General features: G+C 42.7%; 24 protein-coding genes and 1 pseudogene. 19 read left to right on the top strand and 6 right to left on the bottom strand.

The window, feature by feature from the left end; all coding sequences use genetic code 11:
- Positions 1 to 34: 34 nt before the first annotated feature.
- From ACE4RR_RS02695 to ACE4RR_RS02675, 5 genes are read left to right on the top strand one after another with little or no spacing between them, the layout of a single operon-like run.
- On the top strand, positions 35 to 595 hold the full coding sequence (locus ACE4RR_RS02695; protein WP_375533851.1) for a TetR/AcrR family transcriptional regulator: 561 nt from the start codon (positions 35 to 37) through the stop codon (positions 593 to 595).
- A gap of 35 nt (positions 596 to 630) precedes the next feature.
- Entirely contained in the window at positions 631 to 1,512 is an 882-nt protein-coding gene (locus ACE4RR_RS02690) for a 3-hydroxyacyl-CoA dehydrogenase family protein (RefSeq protein ID WP_375533850.1), read from the top strand.
- Positions 1,513 to 2,295 (top strand): enoyl-CoA hydratase/isomerase family protein, encoded by a 783-nt coding sequence (locus ACE4RR_RS02685; RefSeq protein ID WP_375533849.1) that lies wholly within the window; start codon positions 1,513 to 1,515, stop codon positions 2,293 to 2,295. It begins immediately after the preceding gene.
- A 15-nt stretch (positions 2,296 to 2,310) separates the two neighbouring features.
- On the top strand, positions 2,311 to 2,730 hold the full coding sequence (locus tag ACE4RR_RS02680; protein ID WP_375533848.1) for an acyl-CoA thioesterase: 420 nt from the start codon (positions 2,311 to 2,313) through the stop codon (positions 2,728 to 2,730).
- On the top strand, positions 2,723 to 3,154 hold the full coding sequence (locus tag ACE4RR_RS02675; protein WP_375533847.1) for a phosphotransferase: 432 nt from the start codon (positions 2,723 to 2,725) through the stop codon (positions 3,152 to 3,154). Before ACE4RR_RS02680 ends, ACE4RR_RS02675 begins: the two co-directional genes overlap by 8 nt.
- A gap of 105 nt (positions 3,155 to 3,259) precedes the next feature.
- On the opposite strand, the gene ACE4RR_RS02670 is transcribed toward ACE4RR_RS02675, so the two are convergent.
- Complete coding sequence (locus tag ACE4RR_RS02670) at positions 3,260 to 3,460, bottom strand: YlaI family protein (RefSeq protein ID WP_375533846.1); 201 nt, start codon at positions 3,458 to 3,460, stop codon at positions 3,260 to 3,262.
- Positions 3,461 to 3,663: 203 nt separating this feature from the next.
- Between ACE4RR_RS02670 and ACE4RR_RS02665 the strand changes: the two genes are divergently transcribed.
- Both ACE4RR_RS02665 and ACE4RR_RS02660 read left to right on the top strand, forming a co-directional pair.
- On the top strand, positions 3,664 to 4,119 hold the full coding sequence (locus ACE4RR_RS02665; protein ID WP_375533845.1) for a pyridoxamine 5'-phosphate oxidase family protein: 456 nt from the start codon (positions 3,664 to 3,666) through the stop codon (positions 4,117 to 4,119).
- A 192-nt stretch (positions 4,120 to 4,311) separates the two neighbouring features.
- Positions 4,312 to 5,640: a PhoH family protein gene (locus ACE4RR_RS02660; RefSeq protein ID WP_375533844.1), complete on the top strand. Its 1,329-nt coding sequence runs from the start codon at positions 4,312 to 4,314 to the stop codon at positions 5,638 to 5,640.
- A gap of 359 nt (positions 5,641 to 5,999) precedes the next feature.
- On the opposite strand, the gene ACE4RR_RS02655 is transcribed toward ACE4RR_RS02660, so the two are convergent.
- Positions 6,000 to 6,503 (bottom strand): peptidyl-prolyl cis-trans isomerase, encoded by a 504-nt coding sequence (locus tag ACE4RR_RS02655; RefSeq protein WP_375533843.1) that lies wholly within the window; start codon positions 6,501 to 6,503, stop codon positions 6,000 to 6,002.
- A gap of 196 nt (positions 6,504 to 6,699) precedes the next feature.
- On the opposite strand from ACE4RR_RS02655, the gene glsA reads away from it, so the two are divergent.
- The 5 genes and pseudogenes from glsA to ACE4RR_RS02630 all read left to right on the top strand — a co-directional run bounded on the left by glsA (position 6,700) and on the right by ACE4RR_RS02630 (position 14,995).
- On the top strand, positions 6,700 to 7,629 hold the full coding sequence (gene glsA, locus ACE4RR_RS02650; RefSeq protein WP_375533842.1) for a glutaminase A: 930 nt from the start codon (positions 6,700 to 6,702) through the stop codon (positions 7,627 to 7,629).
- Between the two features lie 91 nt (positions 7,630 to 7,720).
- Entirely contained in the window at positions 7,721 to 8,002 is a 282-nt protein-coding gene (locus tag ACE4RR_RS02645; protein ID WP_375533841.1) for an Fpa/YlaN family protein, read from the top strand.
- Between the two features lie 689 nt (positions 8,003 to 8,691).
- Positions 8,692 to 12,141 (top strand): pyruvate carboxylase, encoded by a 3,450-nt coding sequence (gene pyc, locus ACE4RR_RS02640; RefSeq protein ID WP_375533840.1) that lies wholly within the window; start codon positions 8,692 to 8,694, stop codon positions 12,139 to 12,141.
- Between the two features lie 255 nt (positions 12,142 to 12,396).
- A pseudogene (locus tag ACE4RR_RS02635) lies at positions 12,397 to 13,821 on the top strand (cryptochrome/photolyase family protein).
- A gap of 4 nt (positions 13,822 to 13,825) precedes the next feature.
- On the top strand, positions 13,826 to 14,995 hold the full coding sequence (locus ACE4RR_RS02630; protein WP_375533839.1) for a GNAT family N-acetyltransferase: 1,170 nt from the start codon (positions 13,826 to 13,828) through the stop codon (positions 14,993 to 14,995).
- 56 nt (positions 14,996 to 15,051) lie between these two features.
- Here the strand turns inward: ACE4RR_RS02630 and ACE4RR_RS02625 are convergent, their stop codons facing one another.
- A complete protein-coding gene (locus ACE4RR_RS02625) occupies positions 15,052 to 15,960 on the bottom strand; it encodes a COX15/CtaA family protein (RefSeq protein WP_375533838.1) in 909 nt (302 codons plus the stop codon).
- A 466-nt stretch (positions 15,961 to 16,426) separates the two neighbouring features.
- Here ACE4RR_RS02625 and cyoE point away from each other — a divergent pair, with 466 nt between their 5' ends.
- From cyoE to ACE4RR_RS02595, 6 genes are all read left to right on the top strand, one after another.
- Entirely contained in the window at positions 16,427 to 17,365 is a 939-nt protein-coding gene (gene cyoE, locus ACE4RR_RS02620; RefSeq protein WP_375533837.1) for a heme o synthase, read from the top strand.
- 75 nt (positions 17,366 to 17,440) lie between these two features.
- Entirely contained in the window at positions 17,441 to 18,535 is a 1,095-nt protein-coding gene (coxB, locus tag ACE4RR_RS02615) for a cytochrome c oxidase subunit II (RefSeq protein WP_375533836.1), read from the top strand.
- A 24-nt stretch (positions 18,536 to 18,559) separates the two neighbouring features.
- Positions 18,560 to 20,431: a cytochrome c oxidase subunit I gene (gene ctaD / locus ACE4RR_RS02610; protein ID WP_375533835.1), complete on the top strand. Its 1,872-nt coding sequence runs from the start codon at positions 18,560 to 18,562 to the stop codon at positions 20,429 to 20,431.
- 1 nt (position 20,432) lies between these two features.
- The gene (locus ACE4RR_RS02605) at positions 20,433 to 21,056 is read left to right on the top strand and encodes a cytochrome (ubi)quinol oxidase subunit III (protein WP_375533834.1); all 624 of its coding nucleotides are present in this window, start codon (positions 20,433 to 20,435) and stop codon (positions 21,054 to 21,056) included.
- Positions 21,057 to 21,058: 2 nt separating this feature from the next.
- On the top strand, positions 21,059 to 21,403 hold the full coding sequence (locus tag ACE4RR_RS02600; protein ID WP_375533833.1) for a cytochrome C oxidase subunit IV family protein: 345 nt from the start codon (positions 21,059 to 21,061) through the stop codon (positions 21,401 to 21,403).
- A gap of 311 nt (positions 21,404 to 21,714) precedes the next feature.
- Complete coding sequence (locus tag ACE4RR_RS02595; RefSeq protein WP_375533832.1) at positions 21,715 to 22,266, top strand: DUF420 domain-containing protein; 552 nt, start codon at positions 21,715 to 21,717, stop codon at positions 22,264 to 22,266.
- 387 nt (positions 22,267 to 22,653) lie between these two features.
- On the opposite strand, the gene ytvI is transcribed toward ACE4RR_RS02595, so the two are convergent.
- Both ytvI and ACE4RR_RS02585 read right to left on the bottom strand, forming a co-directional pair.
- Positions 22,654 to 23,718: a sporulation integral membrane protein YtvI gene (ytvI, locus tag ACE4RR_RS02590; protein WP_375533831.1), complete on the bottom strand. Its 1,065-nt coding sequence runs from the start codon at positions 23,716 to 23,718 to the stop codon at positions 22,654 to 22,656.
- Between the two features lie 413 nt (positions 23,719 to 24,131).
- Positions 24,132 to 24,491 carry a YugN family protein gene (locus ACE4RR_RS02585; protein ID WP_375533830.1) on the bottom strand — a complete coding sequence of 120 codons (360 nt, stop codon included), beginning with the start codon at positions 24,489 to 24,491 and terminating at the stop codon, positions 24,132 to 24,134.
- Positions 24,492 to 24,628: 137 nt separating this feature from the next.
- On the opposite strand from ACE4RR_RS02585, the gene ACE4RR_RS02580 reads away from it, so the two are divergent.
- Positions 24,629 to 25,087, top strand: coding sequence for a CBS domain-containing protein (locus ACE4RR_RS02580; RefSeq protein ID WP_375533829.1), 459 nt, complete (start codon positions 24,629 to 24,631; stop codon positions 25,085 to 25,087).
- Positions 25,088 to 25,136: 49 nt separating this feature from the next.
- Here ACE4RR_RS02580 and ACE4RR_RS02575 read toward each other — a convergent pair whose 3' ends face one another.
- Positions 25,137 to 25,640, bottom strand: coding sequence for a PaaI family thioesterase (locus tag ACE4RR_RS02575; protein ID WP_375533828.1), 504 nt, complete (start codon positions 25,638 to 25,640; stop codon positions 25,137 to 25,139).
- Between the last annotated feature and the right edge of the window lie 50 nt (positions 25,641 to 25,690).

Below are 25,690 nucleotides of genomic sequence, written 5' to 3'. Positions count from 1 at the left end.
TAGAAACAATGAAAAGAGCCTGAGGAGACAAATCATGAAAGAAGAAATATTGAAAGCTAGTATTGCCCTTTTTGAAGAACAAGGCTTCACTGAAACGTCCATTCAAGAAATTACAGATCGTCTTGATGTAACGAAAGGGACTTTTTATTATTATTTCACAAGCAAAGAACAGGTGCTCATGACGATTCACAGCAGGTATATTGACCATTTATTAAAAGAACAGAAGCACATTATGAACTGCCCGGCTAGCAGCAGAAAAAAACTTGAAAGACTTGTACACATGCTTATATCAAATATTGCTCCACAGGGGAGGAGCGCACGCGTATTTTTTCGAGAAATCCGACATTTGAGTGATAAGCATCTAGAGGAAGTCCGCCCAAAACGAGATCAGATACGCTTAGGAATGAAACAAGTGATAGTTGAAGGAATCAAAGCTGGAGAGTTCAGAAAAGACCTCGAGGCTGATATTGTTACGCTCGGCATTCTCGGTTCTTGTAACTGGACGTATCAGTGGTTTCATCCCGACGGTGAAAAATCAGATATAGAGATTGCACAGATCTACGTCAACATGATTCTCGAAGGGATCAATACCTGAATTATTTAAATAAAAATTAATGGGGAGGCAGAGCATTGAAAGCAGCAGATGTAAAGAAAATAACAATCATTGGAGCAGGATCAATGGGTCACCAAATTGCGATGCTTTGTGCACTTGCAGGGATAAATACGACACTCCAGGATATTAACAAAGATGCCCTTCAACAGGCAGAGTTAAAGCTGCAGGAGTTGATGAACCGCTGGGTCAAAAAATCAAAAATTACTGAAAATGAAATGGAAACAGCATTTTCCCACCTTCATTTGACTACAGATTTCCAGCAGGCAGTACAGCAGACAGATTTTGTGATCGAAGCAGTCATTGAAAGGCTTGATATAAAAAAAGAAGTATTTCGAAAACTTGAGAAACATGCCCCTCCGGAAGCCGTGTTTGCTTCGAACAGTTCAACGATTGTTAATTCAAAAATAGCAGAAGCAGCATCACGTCCTGAGAAAATATGCAATATGCACTTCTTTTTCCCTCCGCTGATTATGGATTGTGTCGAAGTGGTAAAAAGTGCACAGACATCAGAAGAGACTGCCCAGCTTGCGATGGGAATATGTGAACGGATCGGGCGGACCGGAGTACTGCTGCAAAAAGAAATCTATGGATTTATAGCTAACCGGATTTTGTTTGCACTCTCCAAAGAAGCGATGTTTCTTTACGAGGAAGGCTATGCTGACTTTAAAGATATTGACTTGATTTGTGAAAAAGCATTAAATCATCCCATCGGTCCGTTTGCGCTTGCTGATTTGTCGGGTATTGACGTTATGTATGACGCTAATATGCAGCTCTATTATGAAACAGGAGACCCAGCTGATAAACCTGCCCCATCTATTGAAAAGAAGGTGAAAGCCGGGGAGCTCGGAAGAAAAACGGGAAAAGGCTGGTATAACTATTCCACTGAAGGAGGCCATTGAATGAAAAATCAACTTGTTACCGCTGAAAAGGAAAATGGAGTAGCAGTTATAACCATCTCTAACCCTCCCTTAAATGTGATGAACAAACAAGTACAGAAGGAACTTGCAGAAATATCATTTGACCTGCGCCGAGATCGAGAGGTTATATGTGTAATTCTGACAGGGGCGGGAGAAAAAGCGTTTATTGCCGGAGCAGATATAAAAGAATTTCCTCAATTAATGGGTAATCCGGAGATGAAAAAGGAAATAATGAAAACTCATGAAATGTTAAACGATTTTGCATCTCTCCCCAAACCAACCATCGCCGTGCTGAACGGCATGACCTTCGGCGGGGGCTGTGAACTTGCGTTAGCATGCGATATGAGGATTGCAGAGGAGCATGCCGAGATTGGACTTCCGGAGGTGAAGCTTGGTTTATTTCCAGGGGGCGGCGGCACGCAGCGGCTGCCAAGGCTGATCGGCCCGGCGAAAGCTAAAGAGATGATGTTTGGCGGAGAGCCGGTGGATGCAGAGGAAGCTGAACGAATAGGTCTGGTAAACAAAGTTGTACCAAAGGGAGAAGGAATGGAGATGGCCATTCAGGCGGCATCGCATATAACCTCTCAATCACTTGAGGCTCTTTCGAGGATTAAGAAGTCAGTTGACGATGGTTTGCAGCTGCCTTTAGACGAAGGCATTAAACAGGAAATGGATTTATTTGTGGAGGTATTTCAAACAGAGGATATACAAGAAGGGGTTCAGGCATTTTTCGAAAAGAGAAATCCTTCCTTTAAGCATAATTAAAAAGGGGACATAATAATGGCACATGAATGGAAGGTAAAGGTCAGAGTATTTGAAACGGATGGTCTGGGCCACGTTAGTAACATCAGTTATTTTATTTACCTTGAAGAAGCAAGAGTCGAATGTTTCAGGCAACTCGGCTCGAGCATGGAAATTAGTGACTGGCCGTTTATTCTTGCTTCTACCACGTGCGACTATATCCAGCAGGCATATTTTGATGAAACGCTGCACATTAAAACAACAGTAACTCAAATCGGAAATTCGAGTTTTGAACTGTCTCATGAGATTTCAAGTGAAAGAGGATTAATTGCAAAGGCAAAAGCAGTCATCGTTCATTTTAATTTTGAAAATGAGAAGTCAGAAAAGATTCCGCATGATATGAGAAAAAAGCTGGAAGACATGAAGGAGGATACATTGGAGGTTTCAAATAATGAATAGTCAATCTCCCGAAACCATTGCTGTACGCAAAGGGGAGGAGCTGAATGTATCACGGCTTGAAAATTTTCTTCACAATCACCTGAATGATCTACCAGAAGATCCACTAACTATTGAGCAATTTCCATCCGGACATTCTAATTTAACCTACCTTCTGAAGAAAGGCTCCTGGGAAGCTGTTCTCAGGAGGCCGCCACTCGGTCCAGTGGCAGAAAAAGCACATAATATGAAAAGGGAAAGTGAGGTTCTCAAGGCGCTGCATCCCTTATTTCCACTGGCACCCAGGCCGTATTTGTATTGTGAGGACTCAACGGTGGCAGGAAGAGAATTTTTCATTATGGAGCGTCGCAGGGGGGCAGTCATTGATTCGGAATTTCCTTCCGGAATGGAGGAAACCCCTGAAAACGGACGCAGTAACTTTTGCTGATGTTCTTGCGAAGGCGGGGTGGACCGCTGGATAAAGGACACAATATAAAAAGAGCCCGGCTGCACGCCAGGGCTCTTCTATATCAGGTATTAAAGGACTTATTCTTTACCAGTCATCGTCTTTTTTCGGATCCCGGTAAAGATGAAAGTGCCCGGTATCCCTTCTTTCCTGGGTTCGTACTTTAATTCGTTCTTCGCATTCCTCACACATATAAGTGTGAATTGGACGATTACGAAGCTTCTTTGCCTGGGGGGATCGATCATTTAAATCATTAATAGTATCACAAATGACACATTTTACCTTCATTGTTTTCACACTCCAATGTCACATAGGGCGAACATGCCATTTTAGTATAACATGTTAAATGTAACGTATGAATGGGGACAAAAATAGAAAAAATAAATATGGGGAAAGGATTTTTACGGTATTATGTCGTATTATTTAAATAAGAGCTGTCATAAGAACCAGGCAGCTTTGGGCTTTAAAGTTACGGGACAGGAGGTCAGGACATGGCAAACAGAGTAGAAACTTCATTAAGTACGGAGCTGCAGACATATTTGCAGCAGGAAAGGTATGTCGCGGTATCTACTGTAGATCATGAAACAGGCGGTCCGGCAGTCCGGGCAATTTCCTGGGTGTATGCCATTGGTGATAAGCAGATACGATTTTCCATCGATAACCGCTCAAGACTTGTGGAAGACATTAAGGCGAATGACCAGATTGTACTAACGGTAATCTGTAAAGGATCTACCTATGCCATTTCCGGCAGGGGAAGAATATTTGAAGAAAAAATGTCTGATGTTCCGATTAAGCTTGCATTAATTGAGACCGAAGTCATTGAAGTGCGCGATATTATGTTTTATGGCGGCAAAATGACCGCAGAGCCTGATTACGAAAAAATGTATGACGCTGAAGCAGCGGCAAAACTGGATAGTCAAGTTATGAATGCGTTAAAAAGGGCTTAGTCCGGGATTGTCACCTGGAAGCCCATTTTTTCTGGGTTCTTTCATCAATTTATAAAAGTAAGCCACAATTACGCAATATCCATCTTCCTTACGCATAAGAAAAAGAAAGCAGTATTTATTTTATTCTCCGTACCAGCACTTTCTATAGAACAAGCTTAGAGAGAGCTTATGCGGAAAATAGGGGGAAATCCTTTGACAAAAATATATGTGATAGACACAAATGTTCTCCTGCAGGATCCCCGGGCGATCTTTCATTTTGAAGACAATGAAGTCGTCATACCTGCCGTAGTACTAGAAGAAATGGACAGTAAAAAGAGATATATGGATGAAATTGGCCGAAATGCACGGCAAACGGCAAAAATATTAGATGGACTCCGTCATCTAGGTAAACTTCACGAAGGAGTTGTTCTCAAAGACGGTGGAACGGTGAGAGTGGAATTAAATCACCGCTCCTATCACTATTTAAAAGAAACATTTATGGAGATGACAAATGACAACCGCATCCTGGCCGTTGCAATGAACCTGCAAAAAGAACAGGAAGGCAGAGAAAATCCCAAAAAAGTAATCATTGTCAGTAAGGACGGGCTCGTCCGTGTCAAAGCAGATGCACTGGGCATCCACGCAGAGGATTTTTTAAGCGACCGTGTCACTGAATACGATAATATTTATAAAGGAAGACTTCAGCTGGAGGTCACTCCGGATGTCATGAATAATTATTATAAGCAGCATGAACTTCCAGTCATGGAACTTGGGAAGGAAAGGCTTTATCCTCATCAATTTGTCATTATGAAGGATGCACTGGGAGGGTCTTCATCTGCTCTTGCCAAGGTCGACAAAACCGGAAAAATGGTCAAGCCGTTCGTAACCGACCCTGAGCATGTCTGGGGCATCAAGCCGAGAAATGTAGAGCAAAAAATGGCCATCGAACTGCTTCTGCGTGAAGACATCCCGCTCGTCACACTGACGGGAAAAGCCGGCACGGGAAAAACACTACTGTCTCTGGCTGCCGGGCTTTTGCAGACGGAGGATATGGGCCGGTATAATAAGCTTTTAGTGGCAAGGCCAGTCGTTCCAATGGGAAAGGATATCGGCTATCTGCCCGGAGAAAAAGAAGAAAAACTGCGCCCCTGGATGCAGCCGGTTTATGATAATCTAGAGTATCTGTTTAATGCAAATAAACCGGGAGAGCTTGATCAAATTCTTGCCGGGATGGGATCTATTCAAGTAGAAGCACTGACCTATATCCGCGGCCGAAGCATACCGGACCAGTTTATTATTATTGACGAAGCACAAAATTTAACAAAACACGAAGTGAAGACCATTTTAACAAGAGTAGGGGAAGGTAGTAAAATAGTCCTCATGGGGGACCCGGCACAGATTGACCACCCGTATCTCGATGAATTAAATAATGGTCTCGCCTATATTGTGGAAACTTTTAAAGATCAAGCAATCAGCGGGCATGTAAAGCTTGAAAAGGGAGAGCGCTCCGGCCTTGCCCAGTTGGCAGCAGATTTATTATAAGAAATGAGCCGGCTCAACAGCCTCTGATGGTTCAGCTCCCGCACTGGTGGTCAAATTCACACCAAAATAAGTGAGAGGCTGGGACAAAAGTAAATTATTTATTGCAAAATCCAGACGATTCTAATGAATCTGTCTGGATTATCTGTTCATTATGGGTTTTCAATATGTGCTCCGTCAAAACGCTTCGTTTTCCACGGGAACGGCTCAAGCCTCCTCGGCAGAAAGAACACTGCCTGTGGAGTCTTGAGACTCGTGCTGTTCCTCGACGCACCGGACGTGCTAGTGTCGATGTTGGCAACAGGACTTGGTCGAGAGGTATTTAGTCACGGGCTGTATTTAGTGTTACCTCTGACTGTTCTCTATGCTAATTTAAATCCTGTTACAAATCGAATCGGATTTTCTCTGTCGCTCCCATCACCATTGTATACGTGAATCGGTCCAGTTTCACGGAGAGGCTGGCCGTCATATGAAAAGCCAATTATAAACCTTTTTGCCTGCTCCAGCGCGACGATATGCTCCGCTCCTTCAGAAGTCTGAATGACTACCTTTTCCGCCCCGTCTTCAGGTTCCGCATTTTCTATAAAAGGTCGGAACGGTATCCCAAAGGTGCCGTGAATCAACTGTTCTTTTTTAGAGCGCACCTCATTCGTAGGATTTTTTTTCGGAGCCTGCGATCCCTCCGTAATTTCTTTGTCCCATTGTTTAGATATTGCTTTCGTGTAGCGCTCAAGCTCTGCTTCTTCACTGTTGTCCTGATCAAAGTAAGTGGTCAGATCCACTTTTCTTTCGTCAAATATCCATACCGTCGGGTCAATAGTAATTGGATATCGGACCCGTCCGGAAATAAATACGATAAATTCCACTTTGCATCCTCCTCAAATAATTCCTTTATAGACCTTATTTACGCGGCGCCTGACTCGGTGCGGCGCGGGCATCACTGTGCACTTACAAGGACTCAATTTTATCTAAATACTTTGCTTCCATTATCCTATCATAAAATTATATCTGTATGAGAATGAAAGCACATGTGGAAACTACCTATTAAAAAGGAGTAGGATCATGGCAATCGTGATGGAAGAACATGAGCTCCGCCAGCTGGTACAATCATGCAGATTTGCGGCACGGAACGGAAAAATACCTGATTACATACCGGCGCTGAAAAAAGCGGATCCCGGGCTGTTTGGCTGTGTTGTCTGTAACGGTGAGAAAACGATTACTGCAGGGGAAGTAGAAGAACCTTTTACGCTGCAGAGTGTGTCAAAAATTATCAGTCTTGCTCTTGCTTTGATGGATAAGGGGGAAGAGGCAGTATTTCAAAAAGTCGGAATGGAACCTTCCGGAGATCCATTTTATACTCTGCAGGCACTGGAGGAAGGCAGGCCTTCCCGACCGATGAACCCTATGATCAATGCAGGAGCGCTGGCAGTGACAAGCCTTCTCGCTGGAAATTCAACGGAAGAAAAATTGGGAAGGCTGCTGGCATTTGTACATGAGCTTACCGAGAATACTTCAATCAATATTTGCGAAGAGACCGCTCAGTCTGAGCTTGAACACGCAGATTTAAACCTGGCGCTGTGCCATTACATGAAAAGTCACGGAGTCGTTCATGGGAATATGGAGGAGCTTCTTGAAGTATATATAAAACAGTGCGCACTGCGTGTAACCTGCAGGGATCTGGCAAAAATCGGAAGTGTCATTGGAAGAAACGGAAATGATCCCGCAACTGGACGATCGATTATTCCACCGCGCATCGCAAGAATTGTTAAAACGTTCATGGTGACATGCGGCATGTATAACGCAAGTGGAGAGTTTGCCATCAAAGCAGGTATCCCGACTAAGAGTGGTATATCAGGAGCACTTGTCAGTGCGCTTCCGGACGGCACGGGGATTGGCATTGTAAGTCCTCCGCTGGATGAAAAAGGAAACAGTGCGGGCGGAGTAAAACTACTAGAAACACTCGCAGAACGAAGAAAGCTGAGTATATTTTAAGTGTAGGATTTTGCTAACAAGTCTTACCTTGCATTTTTTATTCATAGCCGCTAAGATATATACAGGTAGTTAACTAGTAGGAGGGATCACCTTGAGCGTAAAGGCGGCAACTGAACATAGCGAAAAAGCATACGCCCTTCTCAAAGCCGACGCAGAAAAGATCCGGAAATTGATCGAAGTACAAATGGATAATCTTACGATGCCCCAGTGCCCTCTTTATGAAGAGGTTCTGGATACACAGATGTTTGGCTTGTCCCGTGAAATTGATTTTGCTATCCGTTTAAATTTAATAGATGAGGCAACTGGCAAACAGATCCTCTTTGAATTAGAACGGAGGCTTGCTTCTCTTCACGAAGCCACCGTAGGAAAATAAAAACCAGGCTATTCATAATGAGTAGCTTGGTTTTTTTCGTGAAAAAATCTAAATGGTGCGGCTTACACTCGGAAAATCAGAAAATAATGTTGAATCTTCAGCGCAGGGATTCTAAAAAATCGTCCTCTAGAAGCCACAGCTGGCCTTTCGGACACTGGTTCCGCTATCGGCCGAAAAGGCAGCCGAATTCCCTGTCATGCATGTAAATATCGGAACTCCTGTGCTAAGGCCAAGCCCACGGAAAGCGTTCACCTGAAGCGAAAATCGAGTGATATAGGGAAAATGCCTGTCAATATTCGCATTATTAGTTCTGAAATTGACGTATGAAATTCATTCAAAGAGATTTTTTTTATAATTTTTTTCACCGTAACTGAAACATGATTATTGTATAATCCACGTAATGAGAGATAATCTCCAAAATTACTTTTTATCCTTCAGTTATATAAATGATACACGCTGAGAAGTATAAATAAATATTAATTACTCATTTCCTCTCCTGTTTTATCCTATTTAAAGTGTGGGTAAAGAAATAATTGTTGAAACGAATCACTCTAAAAATTTTGACAGTTGATGTAGAAATGGTATGATAAAATATATTTCGAATTGTCAGTAAACATAACAGAGCAAGAGATATAAGCTCAAGATTCATACTGACGAGTGGAGAGTAACTATACCAAGGAGGAATAATCATGAACGGATTAGAAAACATTAAAAAGGTTCTTGTCGCGAACCGGGGAGAAATAGCGATCCGCATTTTTCGTGCGTGTACAGAATTACATATCCGCACAGTAGCAGTATATTCCAAAGAGGATACGGGTGCGTTTCACCGCTATAAAGCTGATGAAGCCTATCTGATTGGCGAAGGAAAAAAGCCGATCGATGCTTACCTTGATATTGAGAGCATTATTGAAACAGCTAAAATAAATAACGTGGACGCGATTCATCCAGGTTATGGCTTTCTGTCTGAAAACCTTGAATTTGCCCAGCGCTGCGAGGAAGAAGGTATTATTTTTATCGGGCCGGGAACTGAACATTTAAGGATGTTCGGAGATAAGGTCAAAGCAAGAGAGACAGCAATAAGTGCAGACCTTCCAGTCATTCCTGGAAGTGACGGTCCTGTAGATGGTCTCGATGAAATCAAACAATTTTCTGAAGAACATGGATTTCCATTTATTATAAAAGCCTCTCTTGGCGGCGGCGGCAGAGGTATGCGAATTGTCCGCAGCGAAGATGAAGTAGAGGAATCTTATAACCGCGCGAAATCAGAGGCAAAGTCCTCTTTTGGAAACGATGAAGTGTATGTCGAAAAATTCATTGAAAACCCAAAGCACATTGAAGTGCAGATTCTTGGTGACAAAGAGGGAAATATAGTTCATTTATACGAACGGGACTGCTCAGTTCAACGACGCCACCAGAAAGTCGTAGAGATCGCACCTAGTGTATCACTATCAGATGATCTCCGCGAAAAAATTTGTGAAGCAGCCGTTCAGCTCGCTGAAAAAATCAAATATATAAATGCGGGTACCGTAGAATTTCTGGTAAATCCAGATGGAGAATTTTATTTTATTGAAGTAAACCCACGTATTCAGGTAGAGCATACAATTACCGAAATGATTACCGGTGTTGATATTGTTCAGACGCAGCTTCATGTAGCAGACGGGCAGTCGCTGCATGGTGGAACTCTTGCTATTCCAAAGCAAAAGGATATCTTTACACTTGGCTATGCGATTCAATCCAGAGTAACAACCGAGGATCCTGCCAATCAATTTATGCCGGACACAGGAAAGATCATGGCTTACCGGTCAAGCGGCGGTTTTGGAGTCCGTCTCGACGCCGGCAATGGCTTTCAGGGTGCAGTCATCACACCGCATTATGATTCCCTGCTCGTAAAAGTCTCCACCTGGTCTTTGACGTTTGAAGGAGCAGCGGTAAAAATGCTCCGAAACCTTCGTGAATTTAGAATCCGGGGCATTAAAACAAATATTGCATTTCTTGAAAATGTCGTTCAGCATGAGGATTTCTTATCAGGTAAATATAATACGTCATTTATTGACTCTTCTCCTGAATTGTTTGTTTTTCCAAAACGGAAGGACCGCGGTACAAAAATGCTTTCCTTTATCGGTGAAACGATTGTAAATGGATATCCCGGCCTTGAGGGCGAGAAGAAGCCGATATTTGATAATCCTCGTGTTCCAAAAGTAAAGAAAAGTGAGGCAGTTCCAAGCGGGACAAAACAGATCCTAGATGAAAGAGGACCGGAAGGGCTGGCTGAGTGGGTCAAGGAACAAAATGAAGTTCTTCTGACTGATACCACTTTCCGTGACGCCCACCAATCCCTGCTTGCGACACGCTTCAGGACAAATGATCTTAAGAAAATAGCAGAGCCGACGGCAAGAATGCTTCCTAACTTATTTTCTTCGGAAATGTGGGGTGGAGCGACCTTTGATGTGTCTATGCGTTTTCTGCATGAGGATCCGTGGGAACGTCTCATGGTTCTTCGTGAGAAAATGCCAAACGTCTTGCTGCAGATGCTGTTGAGGGCTTCCAATGCAGTAGGCTATAAAAACTACCCGGACAATGTCATCAAAGAGTTCGTGGAAAAATCAGCAGAGGCAGGTATTGATGTCTTCCGGATATTTGATTCCTTGAACTGGCTCGAAGGCATGCAGCTTGCAATCGATGAAGTCCGCAATAACAACAAGATTGCTGAAGCGGCCATCTGCTATACAGGAGATATTCTTGATCCAAAGCGGGACAAGTATGACTTGAAATATTATAGAGATATGGCTGTGGCGCTGGAGAAAGCAGGTGCTCACATACTCGGTATAAAGGATATGGCTGGTGTACTTAAACCTGAAGCAGCCTATCAGCTAATCTCGGAACTGAAATCTTCGATTGACATCCCGATCCATCTGCATACACATGATACGAGCGGTAACGGTATTCTTCAATACACCCGCGCGATCGAAGCGGGCGTAGATATCGTGGATGTGGCCGTTGGATCCATGGCCGGTCTCACTTCTCAGCCGAGTGGAAATTCCCTCTATTATGCTGTGAAAGGTACCGACCGGGAGCCGAATATAGATGTGAAAGCGATGGAGGAGCTAAGTGAATTTTGGGAGTACACCCGGAAGTATTACAAAGGGTTTGAAAGCGGCATGAATGCTCCTCACTCAGAGGTATATATGCACGAGATGCCTGGAGGACAATACAGCAACCTTCAGCAGCAGGCTAAAGCAGTAGGGCTCGGTAACCGCTGGAATGAAGTAAAGAAGATGTACCGCCGCGTGAACGACATGTTCGGTGATGTGGTCAAGGTAACCCCATCTTCAAAAGTGGTTGGTGATATGGCGCTTTATATGGTTCAAAACGATTTAAATGAAGAGGATGTGTATGAAAAGGGCGAGAACCTTGATTTCCCTGACTCTGTTGTTGAAATGTTCCAGGGATATTTAGGCCAGCCATACCAGGGCTTCCCTGAAAAATTACAGCGCGTTATATTAAAAGGTCGCGAGGCAATTACGAACCGTCCTGGTGAAAACATGGAACCAGCAGACTTCCAGCAGATCAAAGAAGATCTGTATAATCAGCTCGACCGCCAGGTGACAAGCCATGATATGATTTCGTATGCCCTTTACCCGAAAGTCTATATGGAATTTCAGAAATTCCGTGAACAGTTCGGTGATGTCTCAGTACTCGACACACCAACCTTCTTTTATGGTCTGCGGCTTGGGGAAGAAATAGAAGTAGAAATTGAGCAGGGAAAAACTCTGATTGTTAAACTGATTTCGATTTCAAAGCCTCAGGATAACGGAAACAGAATTGTTTATTTCGAACTTAATGGTCAGCCTCGTGAAGTTATGATTAAAGACCAGAATGTAAAAACAAATATAATTGAACGACCGAAAGTAGATAAAACAGATCCGAATCAAATTGGTGCCACGATGCCGGGTACCGTCATTAAAACGTTAGTCAAAAAAGGCGAAAAGGTAACAAAAGGGGACCATCTGATGATAACAGAAGCTATGAAGATGGAAACGACCGTTCAGGCGCCATTTGACGCAGAAATCAGAAATGTTCATGTGAAGGATGGAGACGCAATCGAATCAGGAGATTTGCTAATCGAGCTTGATCAATAATAAGATTCTGGTACGGAGCTGCTTATGCAGCTCCGTATTTTTTAGAAAACAAAAAAGTATTGATTTTGTTGATTTCATCCCTGCAGGCGTATGCTTTCCGCGGCGCTTGTTCCAGTACTGTTTGAGGATACTGCGGAAGCAGTGGCCGGAGGATCGGCGGAGAAATAGGGTAGATTTCTTCTGGAGGCTGTTAGAGAGTAGTGAAAGGGGTATAGGATGGAGTGATATAAATAAAGAGTTCTAAAGGAGTAAGTAATGAACAAAACTTCAGTATTATGGTTCCGCCGTGATCTGCGGCTGAATGACAACCGGGCGATGTTTGAGCTTGAACAGCATCTGCTTGAACATGATGATAATTGGATGTTTGTTTTTCACATTGACCCTGAATTTTTACAGAAACAGTGTCCGCATCATGATTATTTTTTTCAATCTCTTAATAGCTTCGAGCAGGAATGCAGTGAAAAAGGAATTCATCTCACCTTGTTATACGGCGAAGTAGAGGAGGCTTTTACCGAGCTTCTCGAAAAGATGCCTAAGCTCAGTACACTTTTTTTAAATGAAGATGAGACTCCAGAAGCTGCAAGGCGAGACCACAAAATCAAAAAAATGTTTGAAAAAAATGAGGTGAAAGTTTACAGTTTTAAGGATGCTCATTTTCATGCAGCAGACGAAATTGTAAAGGATGACAACAGTTATTATCAAGTATTTACACCCTATTATCGAAAGTGGAGAACTCTAGAAAAGATGGCACCGTACAACTGCAGTCTGCCTGATATGATAAATAGACAGGCCGAAAAAAAGCTCATCGACAGCGGAGCGCGGGCCAGCTTTAAAAATTATTTATTGAGGGCAGAAACAGCCTGGACCAGGACGACTGAAGCAGATGCAATGAAACGACTTGAGTTTTTTACAGAGAATATAGCCGAGGAGTATGAGGAAAAACGGGATATATTAGCTGAGGACGGCACAAGCCTGCTGTCGCCATATTTAAAAACAGGAAGAATATCTATCAGGACTATTAATGATGCTATTGCTCCATTACTGGAGGAGGGCTCAGCAGGGGCAGAAAGTTTTATAAGTGAACTGGCTTGGCGTGATTTTTATAATATGATTTATGCTGCGCATCCTCATTTAAAAAGGAAGGAATTAAAAGAACAATATCGAAACATTACTTGGGAGAAAAATGAAAAGCACCTGCAGCAATGGAAGGAGGGAACGACCGGTTTTCCCATCGTCGATGCTGCTATGCGTCAGCTGAACAGTGAAGGATGGCTGCATAACCGCGGCAGAATGATTGCATCGTCGTTTCTCGTCAAGGATTATTTAATGGACTGGAGGCTCGGTGAAAAGTATTTTCAAGAAAAGCTGGTTGATTACGACCCGGCTTCTAATGCAGGAGGTTGGCAGTGGGCGGCCTCTACTGGTGTCGATGCTGTACCGTATTTTCGAGTGTTTTCTCCTGTCCGGCAGAGTCAAAGATTTGATCCTGATGGCACATTCATAAAAAAATATGTGCCCTAATTAAGGTGCGTTACTGAAAAGTATATTCACGAGCCGTGGAAAATGAATCAAAGGCAGCAGCAAGAAGCGGAATGCATTATAGGCAAGGATTATCCAGCGCCTGCAGTCACTCATTCTCTGCAGCGAAAAAAAGCGATAGCGATGTTCAAAGGAGATTAACGGTATGGAGCTTAGAAAACTTAAAGTCGAAGAGATAGATGAAGCATTGGAATTAGGACAATTTGCATTTCAGCACACGTTGACCGAAGACAAAATCGAAGTAATCAGAAAGCAGATAAAACCTGAGGACATTTGGGTGGCAGTTCAGAACGGCCAGCTTTTCTCCAAACTTCACCTCTTGCCTGTTGAGGTTTTTGCCGGGGGAAAAAAAGTAAAGATGTGCGGAGTTGCAGGTGTTGCTACATGGCCGGAGGCACGCAGAGGAGGAATTGTAAGAGAACTGTTAATGGCTTCCTTACTGGATATGAGGGAGCGTGGCTGTTTATTTTCTTTTCTCTACCCGTTTTCCGTTTCCTTTTATCGAAAGTTTGGCTGGGAAATGTTTGCGGATACATATACATGGAAAATGACAAAAGAGCAGCTTCCAGAAAAAAGAGGGTTAAAGCAGGGTCAGATCAGGCGAATCACGAAAGAAGAATGGCAGATCCTGCAGGAAGTGTATGAACCATTTGCCAAACTGTTTAACGGAATGATTGCAAGAGATGAAGAATGGTGGAAGCAGAATACTCTTATTAGAAAAACTGGGCAGATTGCTGTGTTTTCAGACTCGTCTGGAAAAGACGCTGGTTATCTTATTTATGAAATTAAAAATCTGAAAATGAAGGTATTTGAGCTTGTGGCACTTCATAATGAGGCAAAACATCAGCTGTGGGCGTTTATCGCCAATCACGATTCGATGATTGAAGAAGCCGAAATCCACACATATGCTGGTGATTCCTATCGATTCATGCTTCCTGACCCGAAAGTAAAAGAAGAGAATGAAGGTTATTTTATGGCGAGAGTAGTGGATGTACAAAAGCTTTTGGAGGAATTTCCGTTTTCCTTTAAAGGCGAGTGGGAATTGACACTTGTGATTGATGACTCATTTTGTGATTGGAACGATGGGAGCTTTGTGCTCGCCTTCCAGGATGGCAGAATTTCAATTGAACCACATAAAAACAAAGCAGTGGACGGTGTTAGAATGTCAATCCAATCGTTATCTGCTCTTACTTTAGGCTATTTGAACGTATCGCAGGCAGTGGATTCAGGACTAATTACAGGGGAAGAGGAGAGCATCTCACAGTTCAGCCGTCTGCTCCCTGAACAGACTCCCTTTATATACGACTTCTTTTAAAAAGCAATAAAATACTGCCGCTGGAATTCGATTTCCAATGCGGCAGTGTTTTTTGATTAACCTGCTGGTTTTCTGGTAATGATCATAGTCATATAGCATAGAAGCGTAAATAGTATTGTGATAGTTAGTGCGTGAAAAAGTGCTGGTGTCAAATAAGAAGACACATAGAGAATAGAAATTCCGGCCGTAATCTGCACGATCACGAGTCCAAAAATGGCAACAGCCGGGATCAGCAGACTGCGGAATTCTTTATAGCTGCGGATAGTCCAGATCATTAAAAAGAGCAGTAAAAAGAATAAAATACTTGCAAAAAAGCGATGAGCTACATGTATGCTTATTTCATATCCTAATGAGCCAGTAAATTCAGGAAGCCATTGACTATTGCAGAGAGGAAAACCGCCGCATACATAGGTCGCATCTGCATGCTTCACAAAAGCGCCGGTATAAATCACTGCGTAACAATAGAGAAGAACAAAAATAAGATAAGAACGATATCCTTTTGTGACTCGCGGAGCAGGAACTCCGTATTTGCCATCTTCAAAAGAGAGAACATTCAAGAGCACGACGGCGGCAAATGATATCGTTGAAATTCCAAAATGAAGGGCAAGTACTACATCTGAATTGCCCCAGATCACCGCTCCGGCTCCCATCAGCCCCTGGAAAATTATAAATAGCACCGCCATTAAAGACATAAAATTGGTTTCACGTAAATGGGAAAGTTTTTTCCAGGACCAGATAGCCAGAAGAATAACAAAAAGCCCCATCAAGCCCGACCAAAGCCGGTGGCTGTATTCAATAATTGTCTCCAGTGCAGGAGATTGAGGAATAACTTCACCGAAGCATAGTGGCCAGGTTGCGCCGCAGCCTTCTCCAGAGCCTGTTTTTGTCACAAGTGCCCCCTGCAGGAGCACGATCAGCATTCCAAAGGAGGTAAACAGGCCAAACAGCTTTAATCCCTTATTCACAACGTTCACCTCTTTATTTTTATTTCATGAAATAATTACAAAGTAGAATCAATTTCATAAGTGCCTCTACTTTAAAAGACCAGAAAGTAGAAGGCGGTAACTCGATAATCGATGAAAACCGGACTCGGTCAACAAATGACACCAGCAGGACTTATGAAATTCATTTAGTAAATGCCCTTTTAATGGTATGAATAATGGCGAAAAAAGTCAATTTTATCGCAATGAACATTTTGAGGCGATAAAGAAATGTGAAGATACTGTGAAAGTTGCGAAACTAATGAAACAAAAAACATTTTAAGCTATAATATTTGTAGTGTCACTTTGGAGGGGAAATTGTCATTTCTCTCCGGGTAAGGTTTTGTGGTACAATACTGTTTACTGTGAACTTACGCTTACGGGCTTTAACTTTCGCATAAATTCCTCAGTTATTGGCCACATTGCGTTTAGTTTTTAAGGAGGTGAAGGTATGGATAAGACCAATACGGCCATCAACGCTGCAAAAGTCCTGGATGCCGGCGCAGAGGAAGTAACTTCTTCTGATACGCAGAAATCCTGGAAGGATTACGTGACGCTTGCGAAGATGGGTATCGTTTCTTCCAACCTGATTACGACATTTACTGGTCTTTTTCTTGCTTCAGTATATACGGACTTTCAGCTCATTCAGAACCTGCACATTCTTATTTTAACACTGCTTGGTGCCGGGATCGTTATGGCCGGGGGATGTACGCTGAATAATTATATAGACCGTGATATTGATCATTTAATGGAACGGACAATGGAAAGACCTACGGTAACTGGCAGATTGAAATCGACAAATGTGCTTGTCGCCGGTCTGATTCAATCAGCTGTAGGGATCATGATGCTTGCCGCTGTCGATCCGGTGCCGGCTGTCATTGGAATCTTTGGGTTGTTTGTGTACGTTGTCATTTACACGATGTGGCTGAAAAGAGTATCAACGCTGAACACTGTTGCTGGAAGTGTTTCCGGTGCGGTGCCGCCGCTGATCGGTTGGGCAGCTATTGATCCCGGACTGCATCTGTATGCATGGCTTTTGTTCGCCATCATGTTCATTTGGCAGCCCCCGCATTTTCTTGCCCTGGCTATGAAGCGGTGTCATGAATACAAAGCTGCCGGTATTCCAATGCTTCCCGTTGTTGCAGGATTTGCGATGACAAAGCGCCAGATCGTGGTCTATGTGGCGGCTCTTGTTCCAATCTCGCTGTTTCTGTATCCTTTTGGAATAATTTACACGACTATAGCTGCAGTCCTTGGTCTTGGGTGGCTTGCTCTCGGTTTCGCAGGTTTTAAAATGAAGGACGAAATTAAATGGGCTAGGCTGATGTTTGTCTATTCATTGAATTACCTGACAATACTGTTTGTACTTATGGTTCTTGTCCACATATAGAGTATGGAGGGGAGAGACACCATAATTACAAAATATACTTTCCCAAAATAATAAATGAAAGAGAGGTTTGAATTTATGAAAGGACGCAGAAACATTTGGCGCTTTCTGCCTTTGTCTGCCATGCTCCTGCTTTTGGCAGGGTGTGGCGAACAAAGGCTGAGTGCATTAGATCCGATGGGCCCTCAGGCTCAGTGGATCCTTGATAACATGATTCTCAGCTTATATGTAATGGCTATTGTTGTTATTGTTGTATTCACGTTGTATTTCATTGCTGTCGTAAAATTCAGAAGAAAGCCTGATGATGATGAGCTTCCTGAACAGGTGGAAGGCAGTAAAGTCCTTGAACTGACATGGACCATTATTCCTGTTTTTCTGCTTATCATTCTGGCCGTTCCTACAATTGCCGGTACATACTATATGGCTGAATCTGCACCGGAGTCCTCCGGTTCAAGTGGTGAAGAGGGCGAAGAAGGAGAAGAAGGCGGAGATGCCGAAAGCGCTGAGGAAGCAGAAGAAGAAGGCGCAGTAGTTATTGACGTAACCGGTCATCAATACTGGTGGCAGTTTGATTATCAAGAAGGCTTTTCAGCAGGAAATGAAGTATATATTCCGGCCGGTGAAAAAGTCTGGTTTAATCTGACGGCAGAAGATGTCATTCACTCTTTCTGGGTTCCAGCTCTCGGGGGCAAAATGGATAATATCCCAGGGGTTGACAATGAAATTTGGCTTGAAGCCGATGAGCCGGGAACATACAAAGGAAAATGCGCGGAACTCTGTGGACCATCCCACGCATTAATGGACTTCAAGGTAATAGCACTTGAGCGGGATGAGTATGACGCATGGGTTGAACAAATGTCTGCCGAAGAACCGGCGGAACCGGAAGAGGGCTCTGTAGCAGCGGAAGGCCGCCAAGTTTTTGAAGATCAAGGCTGTATTGGCTGTCACGCCATCGGAGGTCCGGGTTCTGCACAAGGGCCGGCACTCAGTAATTTCGGGGACAGAGAAAAAATTGCCGGTGTCATTGATTACACACCGGAAAATCTTGAAGATTGGATCCGTGATCCGCAATCATTTAAACAAGGAAATAACATGCAGGCATATCCCGACATGAGTGATGAGGATATGGACGCAATTGTGGAATATTTAGATTCTCTAAACGTCAGGGAATAAATTTACGAAAAGGGGGTAAACCACGTGGCTACTGCAACTGCTGAAAAAGAGAAAAGTGTTTTATGGGATTGGCTGACAACAGTCGATCATAAAAAACTTGCTGTTCTTTACTTAGTAGCGGGTACGCTGTTTTTCGTTAAAGCTGGCATTATGGCATTGTTTATGCGGATACAGCTGATGTACCCGGAAAATGACTTTTTATCTGGGCAGACATTTAATGAAATGATTTCAATGCACGGCACAATCATGTTGTTCCTCGCAGCGACACCGCTGCTGTTTGCTTTTATGAACTTTGTGATACCGCTTCAAATCGGAGCACGGGACGTGGCATTTCCTTTTATTAATGCACTCGGCTTCTGGGTATTTTTCTTTGGAGGTCTGCTCCTGAGTGTCAGCTGGTTTGTTGGGGGAGGACCGGATGCAGGCTGGACAGCATATGCTCCGCTCTCCACAGGTGATTACTCCGGCCTTGGGATGGACTTTTATGTTATAGGTCTTCAAATCAGTGGTATCGGTACACTTGTTTCTGCAATTAACTTTATTGTGACTATTATTAATATGAGAGCACCTGGAATGACGATGATGCGCATGCCGCTGTTCTGCTGGACAAGTTTAATCGCATCCATCCTTATTGTATTCGCTTTCACGCCTCTTGCTGCTGGTTTAGCGCTGCTGATGCTTGACCGCATTTTCGACGGTCAGTTCTTCACAGTGGACAACGGAGGTAATGCCGTGCTCTGGCAGCATATCTTCTGGATTTTCGGTCATCCGGAGGTTTATATTCTGGTGCTTCCGGCATTTGGAATAATATCTGAGGTTATCCCTGCTTTCTCGAGAAAGAGATTATTCGGATATACCGCAATGGTATTTGCAACACTCATTATCGCATTCTTAGGATTTATGGTTTGGGTTCACCATATGTTCACTGTAGGAATCGGCCCAATTACAAACTCAGTATTCGCAATCGCGACTATGGCGATCGGTGTCCCGACCGGAATTAAGATTTTTAACTGGCTCTTTACAATGTGGGGTGGGAAAATCACCTTTAATACTGCGATGCTTTGTGCGTCATCCTTTGTACCGACGTTTGTACTCGGCGGGGTGACCGGCGTCATGCTTGCTATGGTGCCGGTGGACTACCTGTATCATGATACGTACTTTGTCGTGGCCCACTTCCATTACATTATTATCGGCGGTATTGTTTTAGGTCTTCTTGCCGGAACGTATTACTGGTATCCTAAAATGTTCGGTCATAAGCTGAATGAGACACTTGGCAAAACGATGTTCTGGCTGTATTTTATCGGCTTTCACATGACATTTTTTATCCAGCACATTCTCGGTTTGATCGGCATGCCGCGCCGGGTTTATACGTACCTGGAAGGTCAGGGCATGGAAACGATGAATATGATTTCATCCATTGGTTCTTATATTATGGGGCTTGGAATTCTCGTATTAGTAATAAATGTAGTTTATTCCGCCTATACTTCGGAAAGAATTACTGTAAGCGATCCGTGGGACGCGCGGACTTTAGAATGGTCTCTACCTACTCCAGTGCCTGAGTACAACTTTGCACAGACGCCTCAGGTAAGATCCCTTGATCCGTGGTTTTATGAAAAAGTTCACGGGGATGCAAAAATGAAACCAGCTGAACCGCTGGCAGATATTCATATGCCGAACGGGTCAATATTACCGTTTATGATTGGACTCGGAATGTTTATCTGGGGATTCGGCATGATTATGATCAATATGGAAAATGCCATTATGCCGCCATTTATAGTAATAGGCGCAGGCGTTGTTATCACATTTGGTTCAATGCTTCTTCGTTCCATCAAAGAGGACCATGGCTATCATATACCTCTTGAACGAGTAAAACAGATCGAGAAGGAGGTAAGCTGATATGGCAGGTTCGGTTGATTTATCAAAAGGACTTCCGTCGCACCCGGAAAGAGCGACCCTAGAAGGGAAGAACAAATTTTTAGGATTCTGGGTCTTTCTTGGCGGGGAGACAATCATGTTTGCCACTTTCTTTGGAACGTTTCTCGGCTTAAGAGACGGGACAGGCAGCGGGCCATCAGCGGAAGAGCTGTTCGCCCTGCCGCTCGTTTTTGTCATGACAATGTTGCTTTTAACCAGCTCCCTGACAAGTGTTCTTGCGATGTTTGCGATGAAGAAAAACCAGTTTAAAGCCATGATGATTTGGATGGTAGTTACTGTCGTATTAGGTGTCGGCTTTCTTGGATTTGAAATATACGAGTTCTATGAGTATGTTCATCATGGAGAACTTGGGTATACTACAAGTGCCTTTGCTTCTTCCTTTTATACGCTTGTAGGACTGCACGGTGCCCACGTGTTATTTGGCCTCTGCTGGATATCAACGCTTCTGATCCGGTACAGCCGCGCCGGCATCACACTGACAAATGCACCTAAATTTTATGTAGCAAGCTTGTATTGGCACTTTATTGACGTTGTCTGGGTATTTATCTTCACGGTAGTATACCTTATGAGTATAGGGGGCGCATAAAAATGTCAGATGATCTTTCTAAACCGTTTTCGAAAAGTTCAATGACGAAAGAAGAAATTGCAAAGCTGAACAAGGAAAAACGAATTCAGATAACATCTTTTGCCTTTATGATTTTTCTGACACTGCTTTCCTTTATCGCGGTTGCGACGGAAATGATTGAACCGGGCTTTACCATTCCGTTTATTCTGCTGCTTGCGGTCATTCAGTTTTTCCTACAATTGTTTTATTTTATGCATTTGAAGGATAAAAACCACGAATGGGCCAATGCGTTTATTGTTTCAGGGGTAGTTTTGTCTACACCGGCAATTATTGCATTAACCCTTCTGCTCAGTGTAACGAAGTATTAAAATTTGTTAGAGGCGGAGAGAGATAGGTCTCATAAGAGCAAAAATAACGCTTTCGATTATCAAAAACTTGATAGTCGGAAGCGTTTCGTTTATTACTTTAGATGTCTTTATCTTTTAAGAACTATGACATCCTCAAGTTTGCCTTAGCGATAAGCCAAATCCGAGTTAATTGGCCGAAGTTAATTGAGATTCCAATTCACATTTTTGTTCACCTGATTGTTAGAGGCATATGGAGCACAAAGCTGATTCTTTATGTATAATTGGAAAGAAAGAGAAAGCTATGATGTTGAAATTCGGAAAGGAGGAGCTTTATGTCTCAATCAGCAGGCTCATTCGAACAAAAGCAGAATAAGAAACATGTCATGATAGTTGTGACACTTTCCGTTATTATAAATGGACTTGTGACTGCATTAATTTTTATGGAGGGCTTTGACGGGGAGGTCGGGTTTGAATTAACGATCCTTCCGATGATGAATGCCATCTTTAACAGCTTTACGACAGTTTTCCTCCTATCTGCTTTGTATTTTATATTAAGAAAAAATGTAAAAATGCACCGCCGCTTTATTTACGCTGCTTTTACGTCAACAGCGTTGTTTCTCGTAACGTATCTCACATATCATTATTTGGCAGAATCGACCTCTTATGGAGGTACAGGGCTCCTTGCCGGTGTTTACTACTTTATTTTAATCTCACACATTGTATTGGCTGCGATAATTGTCCCACTTGCGATAATGACTTTTTTACGCGGTCAGGCAAATCAAGTGGAGCGTCATCGCAAAATCGCCAGGTGGACGATGCCGCTCTGGCTGTATGTGAGTATTACGGGTGTGGTCGTGTATTTGATGATTTCCCCCTATTATTAAGGCTTCAGTGATAAAAGAGAGGGGCATTATCAAAAGCCCTTAACGTAAAATACCATGGATGCCATCCCTCTAGATGGGGACCATGGTATTTTTTTAAGAATAAGAAAGTATAGAATTAGTTGATATCATCCCTGCAGGCGGAGGCTTTCCGTGGGGCATGTCTTCAACTAATTCAGCTTCCTCCACAGTTAACACTGCCTAGGGTGTTTATTCCACACACTATTCCCACGACGCACAGGACGTGCTAGTGTCGATGTTGGCCACAGGACGTGGCCGGTTTTTATCAACCAGGAGTCTTCGCATTTTGAATAAGCATTGAATCTGTTTTCTCATTCAAAGGATTTAATATTCGTCTTTCAAAAGGCTATTTTGGTGCCAGCCTCTTTCTTATATTTTGAAGTTCAATTTGATTAAGCCTGCTTCACGCGCTGTGCTGAAGGCAATAACCGTGAGAGGCCCGACGATAAAACCTATAATTCCAAGCAGGGTCAGACCGATATACAGTGAAATTAAAGTGGCAAGCGGAGAGAGCCCAATATGGTGTCCCATTACCTTTGGCTCCACGGTTCGCCGGATAATCAGCAGAATAGCGGCCAGTATAATAAGCTGAGTTCCAAGCAGTGTGTTTCCGACGAGAAAATAATAAATTGCCCAAGGCGACAAAATGATAATGGATCCAATTATCGGTATTAAATCTACCAGCCAGATGACAATTGACATGATGAGCGCGACTTCGGGCACGAAAATATAGAGTCCAATTAATGTAACGATAAATATAAGTATGCTGACTAAAAATTGCGCCTTAAAAAACCCAATAATAACATAGGATAAACGTGACGTCATAAATTGAAATTTTTCAGCTGTTTCTTCTTTCATAAAAGAGTACATTTTGTTACGAAGTCTGGGCAGGTCTATCATAAATAAAAAGAGCGCAATTAAGTATACGAGAAATGTTACAAGGTACCCTGGAATGGAAGCGACAATACCAGTTATCTCATTTAATATATCCCTATCACTTATATTGTCCCGCACGTTTTCAAGCATATCGGTTATTTGTGAATTAATTTCATTTATAGCGTCCTGCGGCAGGTTTAAATTTTCATAAAGCTCATTTATCTGATTCTGCCAGTGAAACACGACACGATTTAATTCCGTTATATAAATAGGGAGATTTTCTATAAAATAAATCACCTGGGTGACAACCTGCGTTATTAGTATATATCCTGTGAAACCAATGCCGCATAAAAACAGAGTAAACACTATCGTAACAGCAAGTGCACGCTGCATTTTCGTTTTGTCCATAATGAAGCGGACGAGCGGTGATAAAATTAGGGCAGTCAGGAAAGCAAGTATTATAGGTCCGGAAACGGGAAGTATGTAATAGGCAGCTGCAATAATCAGAATCACTGAAAGCAGCCGGATGATTGTTTTTTTATTGAATAGGGTAGACAAATGCAGACTCCTTTCAAGCCAACCTTACTGTATTTATCTATATTATAATATGAATTGGAAAGAATAAACAGACGTTTGCCTCAGTGGTGTACCAATAGTGAGTGGCTGGGAAAAAGTAAATAATTTATGGCAAAATCCAGACGATTCAACTGAATCTGTCTGGATTGTTTGTTAATTATGAGTTTTCAACATATGCCTCCGTCAAAACGCTTCGCATTTCGAGTGCCAGGGTCGATGTCGGCCACACAGGAAGTGGCAGGTTTTAATCGACCAGGAGTCTACGTATTTTGACTGCGCAAATGAACTAATTTCTCATTCAAAGAAATTAATATTCGTCTTTAAAAGGATATTTTTGATTTTTCCCAGTCTGTTACTCATTTTTGTGGACGCTCTTTCTCGTATGTAGCTGCGGCCTAATTAACAAAATCCTTTACATCATTATAGACGCTTTCAATTTTCTGTTTCGTTTTTCTCACAATCTTATCAGGAAACGTTTCATCATACTCAACGCCATGAGGATAATAATGCCTGCCTAGAAAAGGTGTCATAACTTCAACGGTTGCGTCATCTTTTGGGATTTCTCCGCTTACAGCAAAAGCTTGTAGGCGTATAAAATACGTAGCGTTGTCCGTTTGATCGAGCATTTTATAATCATAGGTAACTCTTTCATAATCCCATTGCCCGCCGTGAATAAATCCGTTATTTTCCATAATTCTTGTCAAGTGTTCTAGTGTAATCTGCTTTCCGTGAAAATCAAAGTCTTCAATCTTCATAAGTGACCTCCTAATATCACAACATTACTTTCTTATTTTATCATATTACGATTAAAAGTTAGATGCAATTTACGGATGTATCGAACTTTTAATCGACGTTTCCAGCATAAAACTACTAATATCTGCACATAGTATCAATGAAAAATGAAATGGAGGTTAGTAAATTGAATCAATCTATCCAAGATGTTATGTCCACCAATGTAGAATGCTGTGCCCCATCGGATACAGTATCTGATGCAGCAATGAAGATGAAACAGCAAAATTGTGGAGCGGTCCCGGTCACGGAGAATGATACTTTGCTCGGCATGATTACAGACCGGGATATTGTCATACGCTGTGTAGCGGAAAAACTACCAGCTTCCACCACTGTTTCCGATATTATGAGCACAAATATAGTCACGGCAGAACCGGACCTTGATATTTATCAAGCGGCAAAAATGATGGCAGAGCATCAGATCAGAAGACTTCCTGTAGTCGTAAATAACCAGCTCACAGGAATAGCTTCATTAGGTGATCTAGCAGTAGATGAAGCAGCAGATCAAGAAGCTTCATTTGCGTTAAGTGAAATTTCGGAAACCCCCCAAGTTCATCATTAACATACGGCGTCCCAGTTCCCATAGAGCTGGGACGCTTTTTCATATGAAGCTAAAACAGATCGGGAGGAACAGGTATGACATAAAAGGTGCCGGTAGCATGAGCAATTAACTCATTTTCATCATTAAAGACACGGCCTTCCGTTACCACTGTTTTCGTTGTCTGAGCCAAAAGCGAAGTGCGGCAGCGCAGCCTTCGCCCCTTACCTGGTTTCATGTAATTGATTTTCATCTCTAACGTGACCGAAGCTTTTCCGTTCGGAGCAAGGGAGTTGGCCAATGACCCCATCGCTATATCCAGCAGGGTGGCAGTAGCACCGCCATGTACGATTTGTAAGGGGTTTTTTATTCCTTTATGTACCGGAATTGTAACATCAAGTGTTTGATCATCAAGCCACTCTCTCTCAGGTTGAATCCAGCTTCCTACATATGAATTAAATGTCCCATCTTTCTGACCAGTCCACCCCTTCACCATATGATCAATGACTTCTAAATCATCAGGTTCAGCACTTTCTAAATAAGCATTAAATGCCTGTTTGATATTATTTTTGTCCATGGCACGTATCCTTTCTGCTATTGAAAAAGAAAAGCAGTATAATTGTAGCA

It is taken from the genome of Alteribacillus sp. HJP-4, assembly GCF_042139015.1.
In the GTDB taxonomy this organism is placed as follows: domain Bacteria; phylum Bacillota; class Bacilli; order Bacillales; family Marinococcaceae; genus JBHIKY01.
This window is presented reverse-complemented; position numbering and strand designations above follow the sequence as displayed.